Origin of the sequence: Lysobacter sp. yr284 (assembly GCF_900107375.1) — a bacterium.
GTDB lineage: Bacteria > Pseudomonadota > Gammaproteobacteria > Xanthomonadales > Xanthomonadaceae > Lysobacter.
The window spans coordinates 46,733-64,349 of sequence record NZ_FNPT01000012.1 but is presented as its reverse complement, the minus strand read 5'-3'; the positions used below and the strand labels follow the sequence as shown (position 1 = coordinate 64,349).

Below are 17,617 nucleotides of genomic sequence, written 5' to 3'. Positions count from 1 at the left end.
ATGGAAGATGGGGAGGAAGCTACTTATAACCGCGCGCTTTGTAGACAAACCCCTCAGCCCCACAGTAAGTACATCCGCGCTGATCCTTGGCATGGCAATGCCTTCGCTGTTTCAACTTCTCGGCAACCCAGTTCGATTTCAAGGATGAGGACTTCGTATGTCAGTCAAGACTGGCCCGACCGATCCGGGCGGCTCGCCGCTTATCGATAGCGGCATAACGCCTTCCGATGGGCAGACCGCCCTTTTCAAGGAACTCGACAACACTATCCACGACAGCAAGACATCGCTCGCACGTGAGTTGGAGGGACTTGCGCGCGCATCGCCGTCCATCCCAGACGTCGACGACGCTCTCGACATGACCGCTCAGTTGGCTCAGGCCACCGGCGGTGAGGACATCGCCAAGATCGCAAGGGGCGTCCAGTCCGCCACGCAGATTGCTCAATCCGTAGCCAGTGACGATCTCGGCTCCGCATTCACCGATGGAGTGCAATTGGCGGGCATGTCCGATCCTCGCATCGGACAGTTTGCCCAGGCGGCGAAATCGCTACCGCAGGCCACGGCATTGCTGGAGAAGTTCCAGCCGTCGTCAGGCCTGGGACCCACACCAGGGTTCAATCCGAATGGGGAGATGCCTAGGTTCGTGGACGACCATCCATTGACTGGCAGCACGCTAGCCGATGCCACCTCTCCGAGCCTCAACTACGCCCCACCCGTCGCCCGCCAGTTGTTGGAAGAAGCTGGCCAGGCGATCTCGGGCCAGTTGGAGGACGCTACCCGTCTCATGCGTCTGGTATCGCCGCTGTCGGGCGACAAGCGGCTTTACATCTCCTCCCTCAGCGGCAGCGCCGCGCTCTCGGACCTGAGCAGCTATCAGCTTCAGCTTCTCTCTCTGAACGCTGCGATCGATCTGAAGGACGTCATTTCGCAGAATCTGACCGTTATGTTCAAGCTGGATGACGGGACCGAGCATCCTCTCAACGGTTATGTGGCCAGCTTCGGTTTCTCTCGTACCGATGGGGGGCTAGCGGTCTATTCCGCTGAATTGGTTCCTTGGTTGTGGTATCTCGGCAAGCGCCGCAATAGCCGAATCTTCCAGGACGTCAACGTCATCGATGTTGCCGAGCAGATCTTTAGAGACTATGGCAGCCTCCCCGACTACGAGCTTCGCGTCTTCAAGAAGCCCCCGCCGCAGAACTACATCGTTCAGTACAACGAGAGCGACCTAAATTTCGTCAGCCGCCTGCTCGAGCAGTTCGGCCTGTTCTATTACTTCGAGCATCGCCCCGATGGTCACAAACTCATCATCTGCGACGACTCCACGCATGCGCAAGCCTGCCCAGCGCAGACACACCAGCCATTAGTGCATTTCAACGACGGCGGCCATCCCTCCGAGCAGGATGAACTGACCGCACTGTCAGCCGTGCGTACCGTCCAGATCGGCTCGGTCGCAATGAACACCTACGACTTCAAGGACCCTATCGGGCGCCGCGCCGTCGAGCAGACGACGGTTACCCAGCAAGGAGCGGTTCCGACTCTCCAGGATTACGACGGCATGCCTGCGTTTGCGTACCGCGACATCGAGGACGGCAATCGCGAAGCGAAGCTGCGCATGGAAGCCTACGAGTGGCAATCCAAGCTGTTCATGGGGCAATCCCACTGTCGCAGCATGGTGGTTGGGCATACGTTCAAGATCGCGGATCACCATTGGTTCGATCCTTCTGACGAGCAAAGCAGCGATTTCCTGCTGGTCGGCGCGCAAATCGATGCGCGGAACAACTTCGGTCAGGAACAGGGCGATGTCTTCAGCAACACCCTGACCCTTATCCGACGCAAAATCCCTTATCGGCCCGTCCGACATCACACCAAGCCCATCATGCCCGGCCCGCAGTCCGCGAGCGTCGTCGGCCCGAAAGGGGAAGAGATCCATACCGACAAGTTCGGACGGATCAAAGTCCAGTTCCCATGGGATCGATACGGTAAGTTCGATGACGCCAGTTCGTGCTGGATCAGGGTATCCCAGCCCTGGGCGGGTCGAGGGTGGGGCACCATCGCAATCCCCCGTATTGGCCAAGAAGTCATCATCAGCTTCCTCGAGGGCGACCCGGACCGGCCGGTATGCATCGGCAGATTGTTCAACGCAGAACAAACGCCGCCACGGGGTCTGCCTGACTCGGCCCACACGATGGGATTCATTAGCAACTCCACACCGGGCGGTGGCGGTCAGTGCCGCATGTTGATCAAAGATGCCGCCGGCCAGGAACTGATCGATCTGTTTTCGCAACGCGACATGGCGGTCGAGACCCTCCGCAATCAGGACACAATCGTTCGAGGCCCGAAACAGACCAATACAGTCACGAAAGGCTTCCAGACCAACACCGTCAAGCAATACATCGCCACCAAGGCCGAGGCCGCGCACGTCGCAACGACTGCACACACCTACATGCAACTCGTCGCCGAAACGCAATACTTCTCGGCCACCGCCAAGACCGCCATCGGCCTGACTGCCGAGACGGAGGGCTTGGCGGCGCAGGCCAAGAAACGGGTCTACGTCCAGTCGCAGACTGAGCACGTCCTGATCAAGGGTAAGACTGCAGTCAGATTGGAAGCGGGAGGAGCCAGTCTGGAGTTACGCGAGGACGGTACGGTCCTCCTCAACGGGACGATCGTCCAGATCGTGGGAAGCACCTCTATCGATCTGAATCCGTAAGGAGTGTCGCGCATGAAGACCTATCATCTTCACGAGGGCACCGTTGTCATTCCAGACGGATGGCGCGATCAAACGATGAACGTGTTCCGCCTGCCGGGCAAGAATGGAGGCAAAGAGGCGGCCATCATCATCACCCGTGACTACGAGACAGCGCTCGAATCTCCGCTGGAGTATGCCGATGCGCAGCAGGAAGCGGCCAGGAAGGCGTTTGCAGGCTTCAAGCCATTGGGCCGAAGCGAGGCGGTCCTTGGAGGCCAGCCAGCCGCCGTGGTCGACTATCAATGGCGCGCTAACGGCACCGTCATGTTGCGCCAGCGCCAAGTCTATGTCCGGCATCAGGGGGCGATGCTGACGGTGACCTTGTCGGGCGTGGTGTCCGAATTCCAGAACCTGGAACCGGCATGGGAACAGGTGATGGCCTCGTTTCAACTCTTGGACCGTAATGACGAGCCTGACGTGGCGCCGCCTTCAGCTGCGCTCTCACTGCCGTTCGTGTTCGCCCTATCAACCGCAGAGCGTCACCTCCACGTCTATGAGGATGAAGCAGATGCCTGCCGGCAGGTCGATGCTTTCGAGGTCGAGGACGGTGGCTGGGTATTTTTCTCATCTACGGGGCGCCCGTTAACCGTCAGCTTTCTCGCCAAGAACCGTCGGGGCATGTTTAGCCAAGAGAGCGGGAAGTACATGCTGTCGCCCGATATCGCGGGCGTCGCACTGCCGCTGCAGCAACGGCTTCGCGGTGCGACGCTCGTCAAACCGCTAGCGCCGCTGGAAACAATGAATAGTGTCGAAGTTCAATTGGCCGCGGCAGGACTGAGTCAGGGAGTACGAGGGCCCGCGTCGTGACCGGGGCCGAAGCGGGACTGCGGGCAGCACGCTTGGGCGACGAGACCGTACATGGATTCGGTCTACTGGGAATGGTGGCCGGCGCAATCGTGGGTGCAGCAATCGGCGTTGCGATTGTGGCGGCTGGCATCGCCACCGGTGGCCTGGCCATCGTCGCAATCGTCGGCGGCTGCATCGCCGGCGGAGGCTTGGCAATGGGGGCGCTGGTACGAGGCATTTCCAAGGTAGCAGACCTACCTGGTCCGACCACAGGCTTCCTTGCCGCTGCAGCCCCACCGAGTCGGGTAACGGTCAATAACCGCCTCGCATTACGGGCAGGCCTGGATTTCTCCTCTGGTTGTAGCGGAGCGCCATTCAATCACTTCGCCATACCGGGCCCGCTACTCATCGCGGAAGGCTCCGAAACGGTAACTATTAATGGAAGACCCATGGCCAGGACCAGCATGAAACTGGTCTGTGGCGCGAAGATAAAAAATGGAAGCAACGACGTAACCGTAGGCGGCCCTACGATCAGGGTAGTGGCGGTTAACGATAACGAGGAGATGTTCGAGAACGCACTGGAGATACTGGGCTGGGTGTCTCTTGGGGCTGGTTTGCTTGGAGCACTGGCGGCAGGTGCCGGCGCGACCATCCTGTTCCTCGGGGTAACGGGAGGGCTCAACCTTGCACTAGGGGAGCTTCATACATGGGGCGAGTCGCTTGGCCCCGGCTACGGCGACATCTTCGCGGGAATCGCAGGGCTCGGCCTTCTCGGCCTAGGCGCTAGAGGGGCAAGAACCCCTGCGGGTCGAAATGCCATCGATGTACTTAACCGCACGAAAATAGAGGTTCGGCCGGGCACCTTGGGCATGAACGGCGGGAATGTCCGTGTCAAGCTCACACCCAAACCCGGCGCCTCGGAAGGCGTTTCACCTCAAGGTGGATCTACTTACAAAGCAAGACTTGACCAAACTCCCGTCAAGAATGGGCAATGGTCTGGGAAGCGCGGTGAATCGAAATGGAAGCCAAATGATCCGGAGGTGACCCCTTACCTGAAAGATTCGGGTGTCGATGGGATCAACTACAGCAATGCACAACCTGACTTTGCGCCCGTCGCCAAAGGGCAAGTTGAAATTCCCAACATGACAACCAATCGATCTAAAAACTTCCGCGCGGCAGATGAGGCTCTCGCGAAGGAATGGGGAGTAAGCCCTAAGGAAGTTGCGAAGTGGCGCGATCAGAATAGTTATACTTGGCATGAACAGCCAGATCTCGTCACGATGCAGCTAATGCCGTCGAAGGTAAACGGAAAGCTCGGACATCTTGGCGGCGTTGGCGAAATCAAAGCCGGCAAAGTCAAGCCATAAATTGGAGCAGAGCAATGATGACCCGGGATCCTGTTTTAGGGGAAGTATCATTTAGCGACGAAAGCGGCTGGGTCGGCTCCTACACATACCGTTTCTGCGGGCGCAATGTAACGGTCCCCATGGAGCTTGGCGGCTATGATGGCGAAGAAATCGATCCCATCCAAAGGACTGCATTCATCCGATTTGACGAAAGAAAGAATGAACTTCTCGCTGACGCCGAAGAAGCCATCTTTAATTACTACAGCGAACTCTTGCCGGATCTGAGAGAGCAGTTCGGGGAAAGTGCCGACGAGTACGCTCCCGCCATCTCCGAAAAAGCAAATATTGCTGAATTAGTGACACCAACTTCCATACTCGTAAAACAGCCCCTGACCTCGGACGACCGAATCATTGGGCTTCTCTATGATTGCAGATGGGATCCAAGCCTGGGCTTGGCTGTCAAGTTCGTAAATGAGATGATCGATGAAGTTGGCCCACAAGATATAGTTCTGTAGCGGCAAAGCATCTCAATCGCAAGAACCGTTCGCCTGATCAATTTCTGTCAACCGCGTAGCGGCGTCTGCAACAAGAAAATGTCCCTAGCCATATTCCTAGCCACCTCCTTGCATTGTCATTCGCGGCAGGAGGGCCCAAGCAACGCTTGCGCTTTTTCCTTTGCGCAGTGCAAACGAGTGTGACCTTGACGACGCTGCAGGAACGCTTGGCCAAGCTAATAACCCGAGGCATTACGGACACGCAGAGATCGAACCCATGCCACCAAGGGGATGCACTGAAAAAGCGGGATTTGATCTTCTGCGTGGCTTTGCGCCCAGGCTTTAGCTAGATATGAAACCAGGTCCCTTTGAGGATGGGGATAGCCCAGCAAGTCGAGGTAAGCACAATGCATTTATCGAGAGAAGCGTATGCGTCGGAACTTGTTCGATTTCGCTCCACTGGGAACATCGCCATCACCGAGAGCGAGATCGATAGCGCTTTCGATGTCCCGAATGAGTGGCGTGATGCAGTGGCCGATGCTGGCCGGGGCCAGGCCTTGCTCGACCTTTGGGGGCCGTTGCTCAAACGTCTTCCGAATGTAGAAAGCTTCCTCACCGTGAACTTGCAGCAACCCGCCATTCTCAATGAGGACGGCGGCGACGTTCTTCTGCTGTATCCCTACACCATTGACGATGGAGACGACCTCAGTTTCTTTCGGGGACATTTACCACTGGAAGGATCGATCATCCCGAGCGACATGCCACTTTGGAATATTCTTCCGGGCGATCTTCAGTACTTTTATCAGCGGATTCATAACGGCTGGACCTTCTTTCCGGCGAACTCGATGGGGCCTTTGCCCATTGGAGATTTCGAGCTTCTTTCGAAAAAGCTGGACTTTGAGGAAGATGAGCTTCGACAAATGCCCATCGATCCGGAGCAAGTGTTGCCGGTCTTTCATAATGGAGCGGGCGATTATTTGTGTCTCGACCTTTCCAGGAGCCAGGGAGACGGCGCCGCTGCCGGTTTGATTTGGTGGCATGAAAACCCGGTCGAGCTGGAAGTTGTAGATTTCTGGGGCGTCATGGATGCCTGGATCGGAATATTTCTTGAAGAAGCTGATCGGCGGACTTGATACGTCGCCGGTTGAGACATTCGATGTAAGCGTTCCAATCAGTTTTGCCGGGCTGGACGTACCGACTCGCCATACCGCCGACCTCGCCCTTTGCGCGAATGCCTCGCCCAAAAAATTCGATACAGTGTCCGTGCGAAGCACACGCACTGATGCAGATCGACTGTGGGCCGCTGCAACTCCGGGCCAAACACTCACAGGCGGCATCTTGTTCAAATAAGAACCGCGGGGAGACGAGCTCCACCGCGGTTCTCAAAATTCATCAACCGACGCTAGCGAACGATTCGTTACTTAGCCGCCCGCTCCCCCGCACTCTCATCCCGCGCCGCCCGAAACTCCGAATCCTCCGCCCAATTCGGCCACCGTGTCGAATTCGCGAGGTCGCTGCCGAGCGTGTAGAGAATCTGCAGATCCCGCGCCATCCCGGTGAAGTTCCAGCTGGCTTCCCACTGGTCCGCCGGCTGGTGGTAGCGATCCTTCACGTAGGCCTCGCCCTCCGCCTTGCCTGCGGCGAGGCCGCCGTCGACCTTGTCCTCGCCCGAGCCGAACGACACCGCCGGGACGCCGCGCTTGGCGAAGGGGAAGTGGTCGGAGCGGAAGAAGTGGCCGGCCTCGGGCTTGGGGTCGGGCGCGTAGGTGACGTTCCACTTCTGCGCGGTGGCGATCAGTTCGTCCAGCAGTTCCTGCTTGGCGCTGCCGGAGGTGGTGAAGTCGCGCGCGGGGCCGGTGGGGTCGAGGGCGTCGGTGTTGATGACGGCCACCGTCTTGGCCAGCGGGTACAGCGGCTTGGCGCTGTAGTACTCGGAGCCGAGCAGGCCCTTTTCTTCGGCGGTCACCGCCAGGAACACGACCGAGCGCTGCGGCTTCTTGGCCTTGGCGAAGGTGCGGCCCATTTCGATTAGGGCGGCGGTGCCGGTGGCGTTGTCGACGGCGCCGTTGTAGATGGTGTCGCCCTTGGCGTCCGGCTGGCCGACGCCGAGGTGGTCCCAGTGGGCGCTGTAGATGACGGTTTCGTCGGGGCGCTTGCTGCCGTCGACGCGGCCGACGACGTTCTGCGAGGTGATCACTTCGCTGTCGACGGCGTAGTTGGCCGAGAAGCTGATGTTCTTCAGCGTCACCGGCTTGAACTCGCGGGTCTGGGCCTGTTGCTTGAGTTTTTCGAAGTCCAGGCCGGCGCTCTTGAACAGGGCGACGGCGGTGTCGCGCTGGATCCAGCCTTCCAGGGTCGGGTGGGTCGCGCGCGGGTTGTCGCGGACCACGTCGAACATGGTGTTGGTGTTGGAGTTCTTGACCGTGGCCCAGCCGTAGGAGGCCGGGTCGGTCTCGTGCACGATCAGCAGGCCGAGCGCGCCGCGGCGGGCGGCTTCTTCGTACTTGTAGGTCCAGCGGCCGTAGTAGGTCATGGCCTTGCCGCCGAAGTCGCCGCTGCCGGTCTCGAAGTCCGGGTCGTTGATCAGCACGACCGCGATCTTGCCCTTGAGGTCGACGCCCTTGAAGTCGTCCCACTGGCGCTCCGGCGCGCTGACGCCGTAGCCGGCGAACACCAGCAGGGCGTTCTTGATGGCGACGGTCTTGGAGCCGTCGAGCGCGGCGCGCACGGCGATCTCGTTGCCCTGGGTCAGCGGGCGGGCCTTCTTCTTGATCGAGTACGACAGGGTCGGGGTGCCGGCGATCTGCGAGCGCAGCAGCGGTACGGCCTGGGTCCACAGGCGCTTGCCGTCCTTGAGGTCGCCGCCGGGCTGGACGCCGGCCGCCTTGAACTGGGCGACCAGGTAATCGATGGTCTTGGTCTCGCCCTCGGTGGCGGGGCCGCGGCCCTGGAACTCGTCGGAGGACAGCGTCTTCACTTCCTCGGACAGGCGCTTGGTGTCGAAGGTCGGGGCCTTCGGCGCTTTCGGCGCCTTGGCCGGCTTGGCGGCGTAGGCGGGCATCGACAGGATCGCGGCGCAAAGCACCGCCAGCGGAGTGGCGCTCAATTTCATAGGTGGGGCCCCAGGGGTGGTCGGCCGATACTAGCCAGGGTCGCGTGACGGGTCTATTGGTTCTTGGGATGGGGTTCGCGGGGACGGCGGAAGCGCCTGCAGGCGCGGCGCGGGCCGCGGCCGCGGGGGTGCGGCGGGTGGCGGCAGGCGCGATCGTGCGGCGATTTTCGCGGGGGGCATCGGGATTGATGGCGGCGCCGGTGTTTGCGGTGGCGCGGTCGCGGCTTGCGCCGCTCCTACAGGGGTAAGCGCGGCTGCGTCACCTCTTGTGGGGAACGGCCCCGGCTGTTGTGGGAGGGCCTTCAGGCCCGATGCCTTTCGCTCAGGTCGCGGCGATCAGAGCGTCGGGCCTGAAGGCCCTCCCACAAGAGCAGTTGCCTGGGCGTTGGATCAGGCGCTGCGCAGGGCACGCGCCGGCGTCGGCGCGCTGTCGGGCAGCTCTTCGATCATGCGGCCGAACGCGGCCACCGCGGGGGTGCAGGCGCCGGGGCGGCGCAGCAGGACGAATTCGGCCGGCGGCAGTTTCGGCAGGCCGTAGTGGCCGTCGACGATGCGCATGCCCGCTTCGACGTCGTCTTCGATCATCACGGTGATGCCCAGGCCGGCGGCGACGGCGGCGAGCAGGCCTTGCTGGCTCGGCGAGGTGAACACGACATGCCAGTCCACGCCGGTGCCGTCGAGCGCGGACACGCCGATGTGGCGGTTGACGCAGGGCGACGGGAAGAACGCGAACGGCAGCGAGCGGCCGGGGGCGACGTCGAAGTGGTCGGCGGCGACCCAGACGAAGCGCGTGCGCCGCAGCACCTGTTCGCCGTTGCGGCCGGGCAGGCCGATGACCACGGCGATATCGAGTTCGTCGTTGTCGACCATCTGCCGCAGGTCCATGCTCATGCTGACGTTGACGTCCATGCGCACGTTCGGGAACGCGCAGGCGAACTGGCGCAGCAGGCCGGGCAGGCGGTCGCCGATGAAGTTCTCGGGCACGCCGAAGCGCACGCTGCCGGCGATCGGCGAGGGCTGGAAGCGGCGCGACAGCGCTTCGAGCGAGTGCAGGATCTGTTGCGCGTGACGCAGGAAGTCTTCGCCGTCTTCGGTGAGCGTCAGCCGGCGCGTGGTGCGGTGGAGCAAGGCGCGGCCGACCTGGTCTTCCAGGCGGCGGATCTGGTGGCTGATCGCCGATTGGGTCAGGTGCAGGCGCTCGCCGGCGCGGGTGAAGCCGCCGGTTTCGACGACGGCGACGAAGGTGCGCAGCAGGGTCGGGTCGAAGTCCACGCACGCGCCTCGCGATTGATGATGGCCGTTGATGGATTCTACAAAATCAAATCATTTCCCTCATGAGTGGTGGGGGAACACAATGGCTTCGCTGCCGGGACGCTGCGCCGCGCGCTGCGGCGGCCGGCCATCGCGGCCGCCGGTTCGCGCGCCGCCGCCGCGCCACCGCCACGACGCTGGCCGCAGCCTTGCGCAAGGCTGAGGCCGCGCCGCGCCCTTCCGCCCCGCCCTGCCCCACACGCGAAGCCCGCGGGCCCGCGGCGCGTCCGCTCGCCCGCGCTTCGCCGAATCTTGCCAACGGATGTCCCCATGACTTTGTCCGCCTCGACACGAAACGCGCTCGCCCTCGGCGCGATCAGCCTGGCCGCGCTGATGTTCGGCCTGGAGATCTCCAGCGTGCCGGTGATCCTGCCGACCCTGGAAAAACAATTGCACGGCAGCCTGCGCGACCTGCAGTGGGTGATGAACGCCTACACCCTGGCCTGCACCACGGTGCTGATGGCCGCGGGCACCTTCGCCGACCGCTACGGGCGGCGGCGCGTGTTCGTGATCAGCACCATCGCGTTCGGCCTGACTTCGCTGCTGTGCGGGCTGGCGGCGAACATGCCGGTGCTGATCGCCGGGCGGTTCCTGCAGGGCCTGGCCGGCGGCGCGATGCTGACCAGCCAGTTCGCGATCCTCTCGCACCAGTTCCGCGAAGGCCGCGAGCGCAGCCGCGCGTTCGCGGTGTTCGGCATCGTGTTCGGCTTCGGCCTGGGGTTCGGGCCGATCATCGGCGGCGGCATCGTCGCGCTGTCGAGTTGGCCGTGGGTGTTCCTGGTGCACGCGCCGCTGGCGGCGCTGACCTGGGCGATGGTGATGGCCGGCGCGCAGGAATCGCGCGAGGCGCAAAGCCACCGGCTCGACGTCGCCGGGCTGGCGACCTTGTCGCTGGCGGTGCTCGGGCTGACCTTCTACATCACCCAGGCGCCGGAGACGGGGTATGCCGACACGATGCTGCTCGGCGTACTCGCCGCGGCGGTGGCCGGGCTGGCCGCGTTCGTGCGCGTCGAGCGGCGCCATCCGCATCCGATGTTCGAGTTCGGCGTGTTCCGCATCCGCGCGTTCTCCGGCGCGATCATGGGCTCGATCGGGATGAACTTCAGCTTCTGGCCGCTGATGATCTACCTGCCGATCTACTTCCAGAGCGCGCTGGGCTACGACGCGGTCGCGGCCGGCGGCGCGCTGCTGGCCTACACCGTGCCGACGCTGGCGATGCCGCCGCTGGCCGAGCGCTGGGCGCAGCGCTACGGCGCCGGACGGGTGATTCCGCTGGGGCTGGCGATGATCGGGCTCGGGTTCATGGCGATGTACCTGGGCAGCCTGCCGGCCGGCGCGAGCTGGAAGACGCTGTTGCCGGGCGCGGTGCTGTCGGGGATCGGGCTGGGGCTGACCAACACCTTGGTCAGCAACACCACCACCGGATCGGTGCCGGCCTCGCGCACCGGCATGGCCTCGGGCATCGACATGAGCGCGCGCTTGATCACCTTGGCGATCAACATCGCGTTGATGGGCGTGATCCTGATCGCCGGGATCGCGTCCCACCTGCGCGGCGCGGTCGGCGCGGCGCTCGATGGCGCGCAGTTGCGCGCGCTGGCGGCGCGGATCGCGGTCGGCGACCTCGACGCCGCGCACGCGCTCGGGTTGGGCGGCGACGCGGGCGCGGTGGCGCATGCGGCGCTGGTCCACGGCTTCGCCTGGCTGTGGTGGTACGGCGGGTTCGGGGTGTTGCTGCTGGCGGCGTGCAGTTGGCGGTTGTTCGCGCAGCAGCGGCGTGCGCATGCGCGCGGCGAGGTGGTGCCGGTGGCGGCGGGGGTCAAGGCGCATTGACGTGGGGGCCTTGGGACCGCGGGGTTTTTCGGGTCGCGGCGATCGGAGCGGAGGGCATCGGGGCCGAAGGCCCTCCCACTCGGCGGTTGGCGGGTGTGACGGTGCTTGCGTCGTAGTCGGGGTGTCGCGGTCGCGGCTTGCGCCGCTCCTACAGTCGCTTGGTTGCGCGTCTGCTTCGCGTGGCGGCTGCGTACGCGAGCCGCGACCGCGCGGTTGCCGGTCGCGACGCAACATTCGCGCCCCATCGGCCAACATGGGCAAACTCGCGCCCGTCGCGCGCCCCGCCGCAAGGATTTCTTTTGCCTCCCGCGAGAATTCCTCGTTTGCGGCAGCGCGCGGGCGCTGCGAATAATCGGGGTTCGCCCCAAGGAGTTCCCCCAATGCAACGTCGCGATTTCCTCCAGTTCACCGGCGCCGCCCTGCTCGCCGGCGGCGCCGTCGCCAGTTTCGGCGCCGCCGCGCTGGGCCCGAAGCCGGCCGCCGCCGATGCCGCGTTGCGCGCGAAGCTGGCGGAACTGGAGAAACGCAGCGGCGGCCGCCTGGGCGTGTCGGCGCTCGACAGCGGCGACGGCCGCCGTTTCGATGTGCGCGGCGGCGAGCGCTTCGCCATGTGCAGCACCTTCAAGTTCCTGCTGTCGGCGGCGGTGCTGCACAAGGTCGACCGCGGCGATCTCGACCTGCAGCAGCGCATCGCGGTGCCGAAGTCGGCCTTGGTGCCGCACGCGCCGTTCACCGGCCCGCTCGCCGAGGCCGGCGGCGATGCCAGCGTCGCCCAGTTGTGCGAGGCGACCATGACCCTCAGCGACAACCCCGCCGCCAACCTGCTGCTGCCGCTGGTCGGCAATCCGGACGGGCTGACCCGCTTCCTGCGCGGCATCGGCGACCCGACCACGCGCCTGGACCGCAACGAACCCGAGCTCAACACCGCGATCCCGGGCGATCCGCGCGACACCACCTCGCCCAACGCGATGCTCGCCAGCATGCGCGCGCTGCTGCTCGGCGATGCGCTCAGCGCAGCCTCGCGCACGCAGCTCGCCGATTGGCTGATCGCCAACAAGACCGGCGACAAGCGCCTGCGCGCGGGCCTGCCGAAGGACTGGCGCATCGGCGACAAGACCGGCAGCGGCAACGGCACCACCAACGACATCGCCATCGTCTGGCCGAGCGGACGCAAGCCGGTGTTCATCGTTACCTACCTCACCCAGGCCACCGGCGAGGACGAACAGCGCAGCGCGATCCTGGCCGATGCCGCGCGCGCGTTGTTCGAACACTGGATCGGCGCGGCCTGAACGCGGCGCCGCCGTCCGCGCCGGCGCGCTGCGAGGAAATCTTTTGCCTGGGGCGAGAATTCTTCGTTTGTGGCCGCGCGGATCGCTTCGAATAATCCAGGCTCCTCACCGCAAGGAGCCGAACATGCAACGACGCAACTTCCTCCACAGCGCCCTCGCCCTGACCCTCGCCGCCGGCGCCGCGCCCTTCGCCGGCGTGCTGGCGGCGGGCCGCGCTTCCGGCCGCGACGCTGGCGACCCCGGCACCGACCGCGCCACGGCGCTGCGCGAGCGCCTGGCCGCGATCGAACAACGCAGCGGCGGGCGCCTGGGCGTGGCGGTGCTCGACACCGCCGATGGCCGCCACTGGTCGATGCGCGGCGACGAGCGCTTCGGCATGTGCAGCACCTACAAGCTGCCGCTGGTGGCCGCGGTGCTGCACAAGGCCGAACTCGGCCAGATCGACCTGAACGCGCGCATCGCCGTGCCGGCGGCCGCGTTGGTGCCCAACTCGCCGGCCACCGCGGCGCTGGCGCGCAGCGGCGGCAGCGCCAGCGTCGCGCGCCTGTGCGAAGCCTCGCTGACGGTCAGCGACAACACCGCCGCCAACCTGCTGCTGCCGCTGGTCGGCGATCCGGCCGGCCTGAACGGATTCCTGCGCGGCCTCGGCGATCCGGTCACCCAGGTGGAGCGCACGCCCGGCGCGCCGCTGCCCGGCGGCGACGCGCGCGACGTGACCACGCCCGACGCGATGCTCGCCACCATGCGCGCGGTGTTGCTCGGCGATGCGTTGAACGCCGCTTCGCGCCAACGCCTGAGCGATTGGCTGCTCGCCGCCACCACCGGCCCGCGCCGTTTGCGCGCGGGCCTGCCGCAAGGCTGGCGCGTGGGCCACAAGACCGGCACCAGCCGCGACAGCGCCAACGACATCGCCATCGTCTGGCCGGGCCGGCGCGCGCCGGTGCTGATCGCCGGTTACTTCACCGGCGCCCGCGGCGACGACGCCTCGCGCGACGCGGTGCTGGCCGATGCGGCGCGCGCGTTGGCCACGCACTGGATCGGCGCGGCCTGAGCGACGTTGCGGCCATGCGGCGGCGCGGCGGCGCGACACTGCGCCGCCGCAACCCGGCGCGCAGCGCGGATGCGCGCCGCGCTGGCATAGAATCGGGCGCTTGAGCGCGCCGCGCCCGCAGCGCGGCGCGCGCCACGAGGAACCGCATGTCCCGCAAGCCCTGGATCCTGCTCGCCGTCGGCGTCACCGCGCTCGCGCTCGCCGCGACTTTCGTATTCGAACCCAGGCCCGGCGCGTTGCTCGCGCCCAAGCCGGCACCGCCGCCGACCGCGTTCGGCTGGAGTTCGCAGGTGGAATGGATCGCTGGCGACGGCGTGCGCGGGCTGCGCAACGGCGCCAAGGCGCAGGCGCGCTTCGACGATCCCTACGGCCTGGTGCGCACCGGCGACGGCACGCTCTACATCGCCGATGCCGGCGACAACAACCGCATCCGCATGGTTACGGCCGACGGACGCGTGGCCACGGTGGCCGGTTCCAAGGAAGGCTTCGTCGACGGCTCGGGCCTGTCCGCCGCGTTCGATACGCCCTCGGGGCTGGCGCTGGACGGCGACGGCAATCTGTACGTGGCCGACACCGGCAACCACGCGATCCGCAAGATTTCCCGGCAGGGCGTGGTCAGCACGCTGGCCGGCGACGGCACGCCCGGCTATCGCGACGGCCCCGGCGCGCAGGCGCAGTTCGACGGGCCGATGGGCGTGGCGGTGAGCCGGCGCGGGCGGGTGTTCGTCGCCGATACCTACAACGACCGCATCCGCGTGATCGAGCCCGACGGCAGCGTCGGCACGCTGGCCGGCAACGGCCGGCCGGGCTTCGCCGACGGCGCCGCGGCGATCGCCCAGTTCGACACGCCCACCGCGCTGGCGCTGGATGCGCGCGGCGTGCTGTGGGTCGCCGATACGCGCAACAAGGCGCTGCGCCGGGTCGAGCCCGACGGCGATGTCGCGACCCTGGCGCTGGCGCCGGGCGAGTTGAATCAAAGCCCTCTGGTGCGGCCGGCGGCGCTGGCGATCACCCACGACGGTTGGTTCTATGTCGCCGACCAGGCGCTCGGCGGCGTGCTGCAGATCCGCCCCGACGGCCAGTGGGCGCTGATCAGCGGCGGCACCCAGGACCAGCGCCTGTCGCGTCCCGCCGGTCTGGCGCTGGCCGGCGACGGATCGCTGTACCTCAACGACGCCAACGGCCATCGCGTGCACCGCATCGCGACCGCCGCGCCGGCGGTGGCGCCGCCGGCCAACGGCCCGGTCGGCCCGGCCGCGGACGACCCGCTGCCCGACACCGCAGGCCGCTGGCCGCTGAAGCCGCAGGACGGCTGGCACGAAGTGGTCGGCACGCTCGGCGAGGTGCGCGGCGACGGCCGCGGCGAAAGCCGCCATCACCTGCACGGCGGCCTCGACATCCGCGGCGACATCGGCCAGCCGGTGCTGGCCATCGCCGACGCCAAGGTCTCCGCGCCGGTGGCGTCGTGGGGCTTCGGCGGTCTCGGCGAAGGCGCCGAACTCGGCCGGCTGGCCTACATCCACATGCGCGTGGGCCGCAACGCGCAGGGCGAGCCGCTCGACACCGACCGCTTCCAGCCGGTCTACGGCGACGATGGCGCGCTCGAACGCATGCGCCTGCGCCGCGGCACCCGTTTCGCCGTCGGCGACACGCTGGGCACGATCAACCCGATGGCGCACGTGCACCTGAGCCTGGGCCCGAGCGGCTTCGAGCGCAACGCGATCGCGCTGGACTTCGTCGGCTATGCCGACCACGTGCCGCCGCGGCTGGAGCGCATCGAGTTGATCGACGCGCTCGGCCAGCCGCTGAAGGACAAGCGCGAGGGCCGCCTGATCGTGTCGCGCGCGCTGTCGGGGCTGCAGATCGTGGCCGAGGGCTGGGACCAGGTCGACGACAATCTGCCGCGGCGGCGGCTGGGGCTGTATGCGCTGGGTTATCAGTGGCTCGATGCGCAGGGCGCGCCGCTGCCGGGCTACGAGAGCCCGCGCATGAACATCGAGTTCGACCGCTTGCCGCCGGACGATGCGACCCAGACGATCTACGCGCCCGGCAGCGGCATCACCGTGCACGGCAGCGCGATCACCCGTTTTCGCTATGTGCTCAGCAATGCGGTGCGCGGCGGCCGGGTGAACGAAGGGCTGTGGCTGCCGGGCGAGTTCGCGGCCGGCGACTACACCTTGCGGGTGGTGGCGCGCGATTACAGCGGCAACGAGGCGGTGGGGCGACGGGATCTGGCGATCCGGGTGCAGTGATTCGTTCGCGAACGCGCGATCGGCAAGGGCACGATCAAGAGGAGTTCCGGCTTTCGCCGGAATGACGGTGTGTTGGGAGGGTCCGGATCGAAGCTTCGGTTCGAGATTCCGAATCGAAGTTTCGGATCGCGGTTCCGCGTGGTTGGCGCAACGAGGTTCGCGGCTGCGGATCGGCAATACCGGATTCGCGATGCGGCGCCGGGCCCGGCGCCGAGGCTCAGCCCGACAAGGTCCAGGCGAACACGAAGTAGTGCCGGTCGGTCTCGACCAGCGCGGCCACGTCGTTGAACTGCTGATACATGCGCAGGCCGCGGCGCCAGCCCTCGGGCTCGCGCACGAACGCGGGCAGCGGCGCGCGCAGCATCGCCGCGTACTCGCCGACGATGCGCGCGAAGACCGCACGATCGATCGGTTGGCACAGTGCGGCCTCGATGTAGCGCGTCTCGCCCGGATGCGCTTGCGCGCCGTCCACGCGCGCACCGAAGCGCTCGCCCGCGCGCTGCGCGGCGATCCAGAAATGCAGCGGTTCGGCGAACGTCGCGCGCTCGCCGCGGACCACGCCGATGGCCTGCCCCGAGGCCGGCTGGGAGAAGTCGCCGGGGCCGAATTCCACGATGTCCAGCGCGCCTGCGGGCGCCGGCGGCGCCTGGCGCCAGTGTGCGATCAAATGACTGCGGTCGAACATTGCCTACTGCTCTGGTTACGGGCTTGCGCTGGCTGCGAGGGATGATCGCACGCCGGCTCCGGCCTGCGCGAGTTCGCGGCGACGCCGCGCTTCAGGTTGCGCGCCGTGCGCTCGGAAAAGCACAAGCGGTCACGCGGGAAACCGGCGATCGGCCCGGAAACGCAAAGTCGGCGCGGCGGGACATCGTGGCTGCGGGGCGGGAACGCGAGATCCGTCGAAGCATGGCGCTGAAGTCTGTGGATCCCCGCGTTCGCGGGGATGACGGTAGGCGAGGACGCGGCGAGTCCACCCGCGTGGTTTCCGCGAGGGCCAGAACCCGATTCGGTCGAAGCGCGATGCTGAAATCTTCGGCCCCGGCTTCGCGGGATCACGGCGGGCCAGGACGCGGCGACCCCACCCTGCGTCGTTCCCGCGAAGGCGAGAACCCAGGGCTGCATCGCGATGATCCTGTAGCGTGCCGGCTTGCGAGGTGTCCGCACGCACACGCGCCCAGGCGACGATCCGGCCAACATCGACATGGATTCCGGCCTTGCCGCAACGATGGCGCGGATCGTCCGCCGCACCACAACGCCGCTGCGCCGCGCCTACCCCATCCGCCGACGCCGCGGCGTTCGCGGCATGAAACGCTGCATGCGTTCGCGCCCCCTGTCGTCGCCCGCCCTGCGGGCTTACTGTCGTGTTCGCCGCAGCGCAGCCCCGTCCCCGCCCGAGGAAA

Annotated in this window: 13 protein-coding genes; 10 read left to right on the top strand and 3 right to left on the bottom strand. The window is 65.9% G+C overall.

Annotated features, from left to right (window positions below; genetic code table 11):
• Window positions 1–157 precede the first annotated feature (157 nt).
• The 6 genes from tssI (at window position 158) to BLV01_RS25610 (ending at window position 6,722) form a co-directional block, all read left to right on the top strand.
• Window positions 158–2,707: a type VI secretion system tip protein TssI/VgrG gene (gene tssI, locus BLV01_RS16940; protein ID WP_091802310.1), complete on the top strand. Its 2,550-nt coding sequence runs from the start codon at window positions 158–160 to the stop codon at window positions 2,705–2,707.
• A 12-nt stretch (window positions 2,708–2,719) separates the two neighbouring features.
• Window positions 2,720–3,553: a DcrB-related protein gene (locus BLV01_RS16935; protein WP_091802307.1), complete on the top strand. Its 834-nt coding sequence runs from the start codon at window positions 2,720–2,722 to the stop codon at window positions 3,551–3,553.
• Entirely contained in the window at window positions 3,550–4,899 is a 1,350-nt protein-coding gene (locus tag BLV01_RS16930; protein WP_139178813.1) for an HNH endonuclease, read from the top strand. The genes BLV01_RS16935 and BLV01_RS16930 overlap by 4 nt, the downstream gene beginning before the upstream one ends.
• 14 nt (window positions 4,900–4,913) lie before the next feature.
• Window positions 4,914–5,393 carry a DUF6985 domain-containing protein gene (locus BLV01_RS16925; RefSeq protein WP_091802300.1) on the top strand — a complete coding sequence of 160 codons (480 nt, stop codon included), beginning with the start codon at window positions 4,914–4,916 and terminating at the stop codon, window positions 5,391–5,393.
• 386 nt (window positions 5,394–5,779) lie between these two features.
• The gene (locus BLV01_RS16920) at window positions 5,780–6,505 is read left to right on the top strand and encodes an SMI1/KNR4 family protein (protein WP_217633527.1); all 726 of its coding nucleotides are present in this window, start codon (window positions 5,780–5,782) and stop codon (window positions 6,503–6,505) included.
• Window positions 6,480–6,722, top strand: coding sequence for a hypothetical protein (locus BLV01_RS25610; protein WP_139178811.1), 243 nt, complete (start codon window positions 6,480–6,482; stop codon window positions 6,720–6,722). The genes BLV01_RS16920 and BLV01_RS25610 overlap by 26 nt, the downstream gene beginning before the upstream one ends.
• Before the next feature lie 67 nt (window positions 6,723–6,789).
• Here BLV01_RS25610 and BLV01_RS16915 read toward each other — a convergent pair whose 3' ends face one another.
• Both BLV01_RS16915 and BLV01_RS16910 read right to left on the bottom strand, forming a co-directional pair.
• On the bottom strand, window positions 6,790–8,433 hold the full coding sequence (locus BLV01_RS16915; RefSeq protein WP_254782674.1) for a M28 family metallopeptidase: 1,644 nt from the start codon (window positions 8,431–8,433) through the stop codon (window positions 6,790–6,792).
• 441 nt (window positions 8,434–8,874) lie between these two features.
• Complete coding sequence (locus BLV01_RS16910; RefSeq protein WP_091802293.1) at window positions 8,875–9,756, bottom strand: LysR family transcriptional regulator; 882 nt, start codon at window positions 9,754–9,756, stop codon at window positions 8,875–8,877.
• A 309-nt stretch (window positions 9,757–10,065) separates the two neighbouring features.
• Between BLV01_RS16910 and BLV01_RS16905 the strand changes: the two genes are divergently transcribed.
• The 4 genes from BLV01_RS16905 (at window position 10,066) to BLV01_RS16890 (ending at window position 16,217) form a co-directional block, all read left to right on the top strand.
• A complete protein-coding gene (locus tag BLV01_RS16905) occupies window positions 10,066–11,625 on the top strand; it encodes an MFS transporter (RefSeq protein WP_091802290.1) in 1,560 nt (519 codons plus the stop codon).
• 380 nt (window positions 11,626–12,005) lie between these two features.
• A complete protein-coding gene (gene bla / locus BLV01_RS16900; RefSeq protein ID WP_091802287.1) occupies window positions 12,006–12,914 on the top strand; it encodes a class A beta-lactamase in 909 nt (302 codons plus the stop codon).
• Between the two features lie 124 nt (window positions 12,915–13,038).
• Window positions 13,039–13,965 carry a class A beta-lactamase gene (bla, locus tag BLV01_RS16895; protein ID WP_139178809.1) on the top strand — a complete coding sequence of 309 codons (927 nt, stop codon included), beginning with the start codon at window positions 13,039–13,041 and terminating at the stop codon, window positions 13,963–13,965.
• A gap of 146 nt (window positions 13,966–14,111) precedes the next feature.
• Window positions 14,112–16,217 carry an NHL repeat-containing protein gene (locus BLV01_RS16890; RefSeq protein WP_091802282.1) on the top strand — a complete coding sequence of 702 codons (2,106 nt, stop codon included), beginning with the start codon at window positions 14,112–14,114 and terminating at the stop codon, window positions 16,215–16,217.
• A gap of 217 nt (window positions 16,218–16,434) precedes the next feature.
• Here the strand turns inward: BLV01_RS16890 and BLV01_RS16885 are convergent, their stop codons facing one another.
• A complete protein-coding gene (locus BLV01_RS16885) occupies window positions 16,435–16,902 on the bottom strand; it encodes a hypothetical protein (RefSeq protein ID WP_091802279.1) in 468 nt (155 codons plus the stop codon).
• Window positions 16,903–17,617: the final 715 nt, after the last annotated feature.

Bases quoted from the DNA above. Each gene is read 5' to 3' on its own strand.
- tssI (WP_091802310.1), top strand. From the start codon at position 158: ATGTCAGTCAAGACTGGCCCGACCGATCCGGGCGGCTCGCCGCTTATC.
- BLV01_RS16935 (WP_091802307.1), top strand. From the start codon at position 2,720: ATGAAGACCTATCATCTTCACGAGGGCACCGTTGTCATTCCAGACGGA.
- BLV01_RS16925 (WP_091802300.1), top strand. From the start codon at position 4,914: ATGATGACCCGGGATCCTGTTTTAGGGGAAGTATCATTTAGCGACGAA.
- BLV01_RS16920 (WP_217633527.1), top strand. From the start codon at position 5,780: ATGCATTTATCGAGAGAAGCGTATGCGTCGGAACTTGTTCGATTTCGC.
- BLV01_RS16915 (WP_254782674.1), bottom strand. From the start codon at position 8,433: ATGCCCGCCTACGCCGCCAAGCCGGCCAAGGCGCCGAAAGCGCCGAAG.
- BLV01_RS16905 (WP_091802290.1), top strand. From the start codon at position 10,066: ATGACTTTGTCCGCCTCGACACGAAACGCGCTCGCCCTCGGCGCGATC.
- bla (WP_091802287.1), top strand. From the start codon at position 12,006: ATGCAACGTCGCGATTTCCTCCAGTTCACCGGCGCCGCCCTGCTCGCC.
- bla (WP_139178809.1), top strand. From the start codon at position 13,039: ATGCAACGACGCAACTTCCTCCACAGCGCCCTCGCCCTGACCCTCGCC.
- BLV01_RS16890 (WP_091802282.1), top strand. From the start codon at position 14,112: ATGTCCCGCAAGCCCTGGATCCTGCTCGCCGTCGGCGTCACCGCGCTC.
- BLV01_RS16885 (WP_091802279.1), bottom strand. From the start codon at position 16,902: ATGTTCGACCGCAGTCATTTGATCGCACACTGGCGCCAGGCGCCGCCG.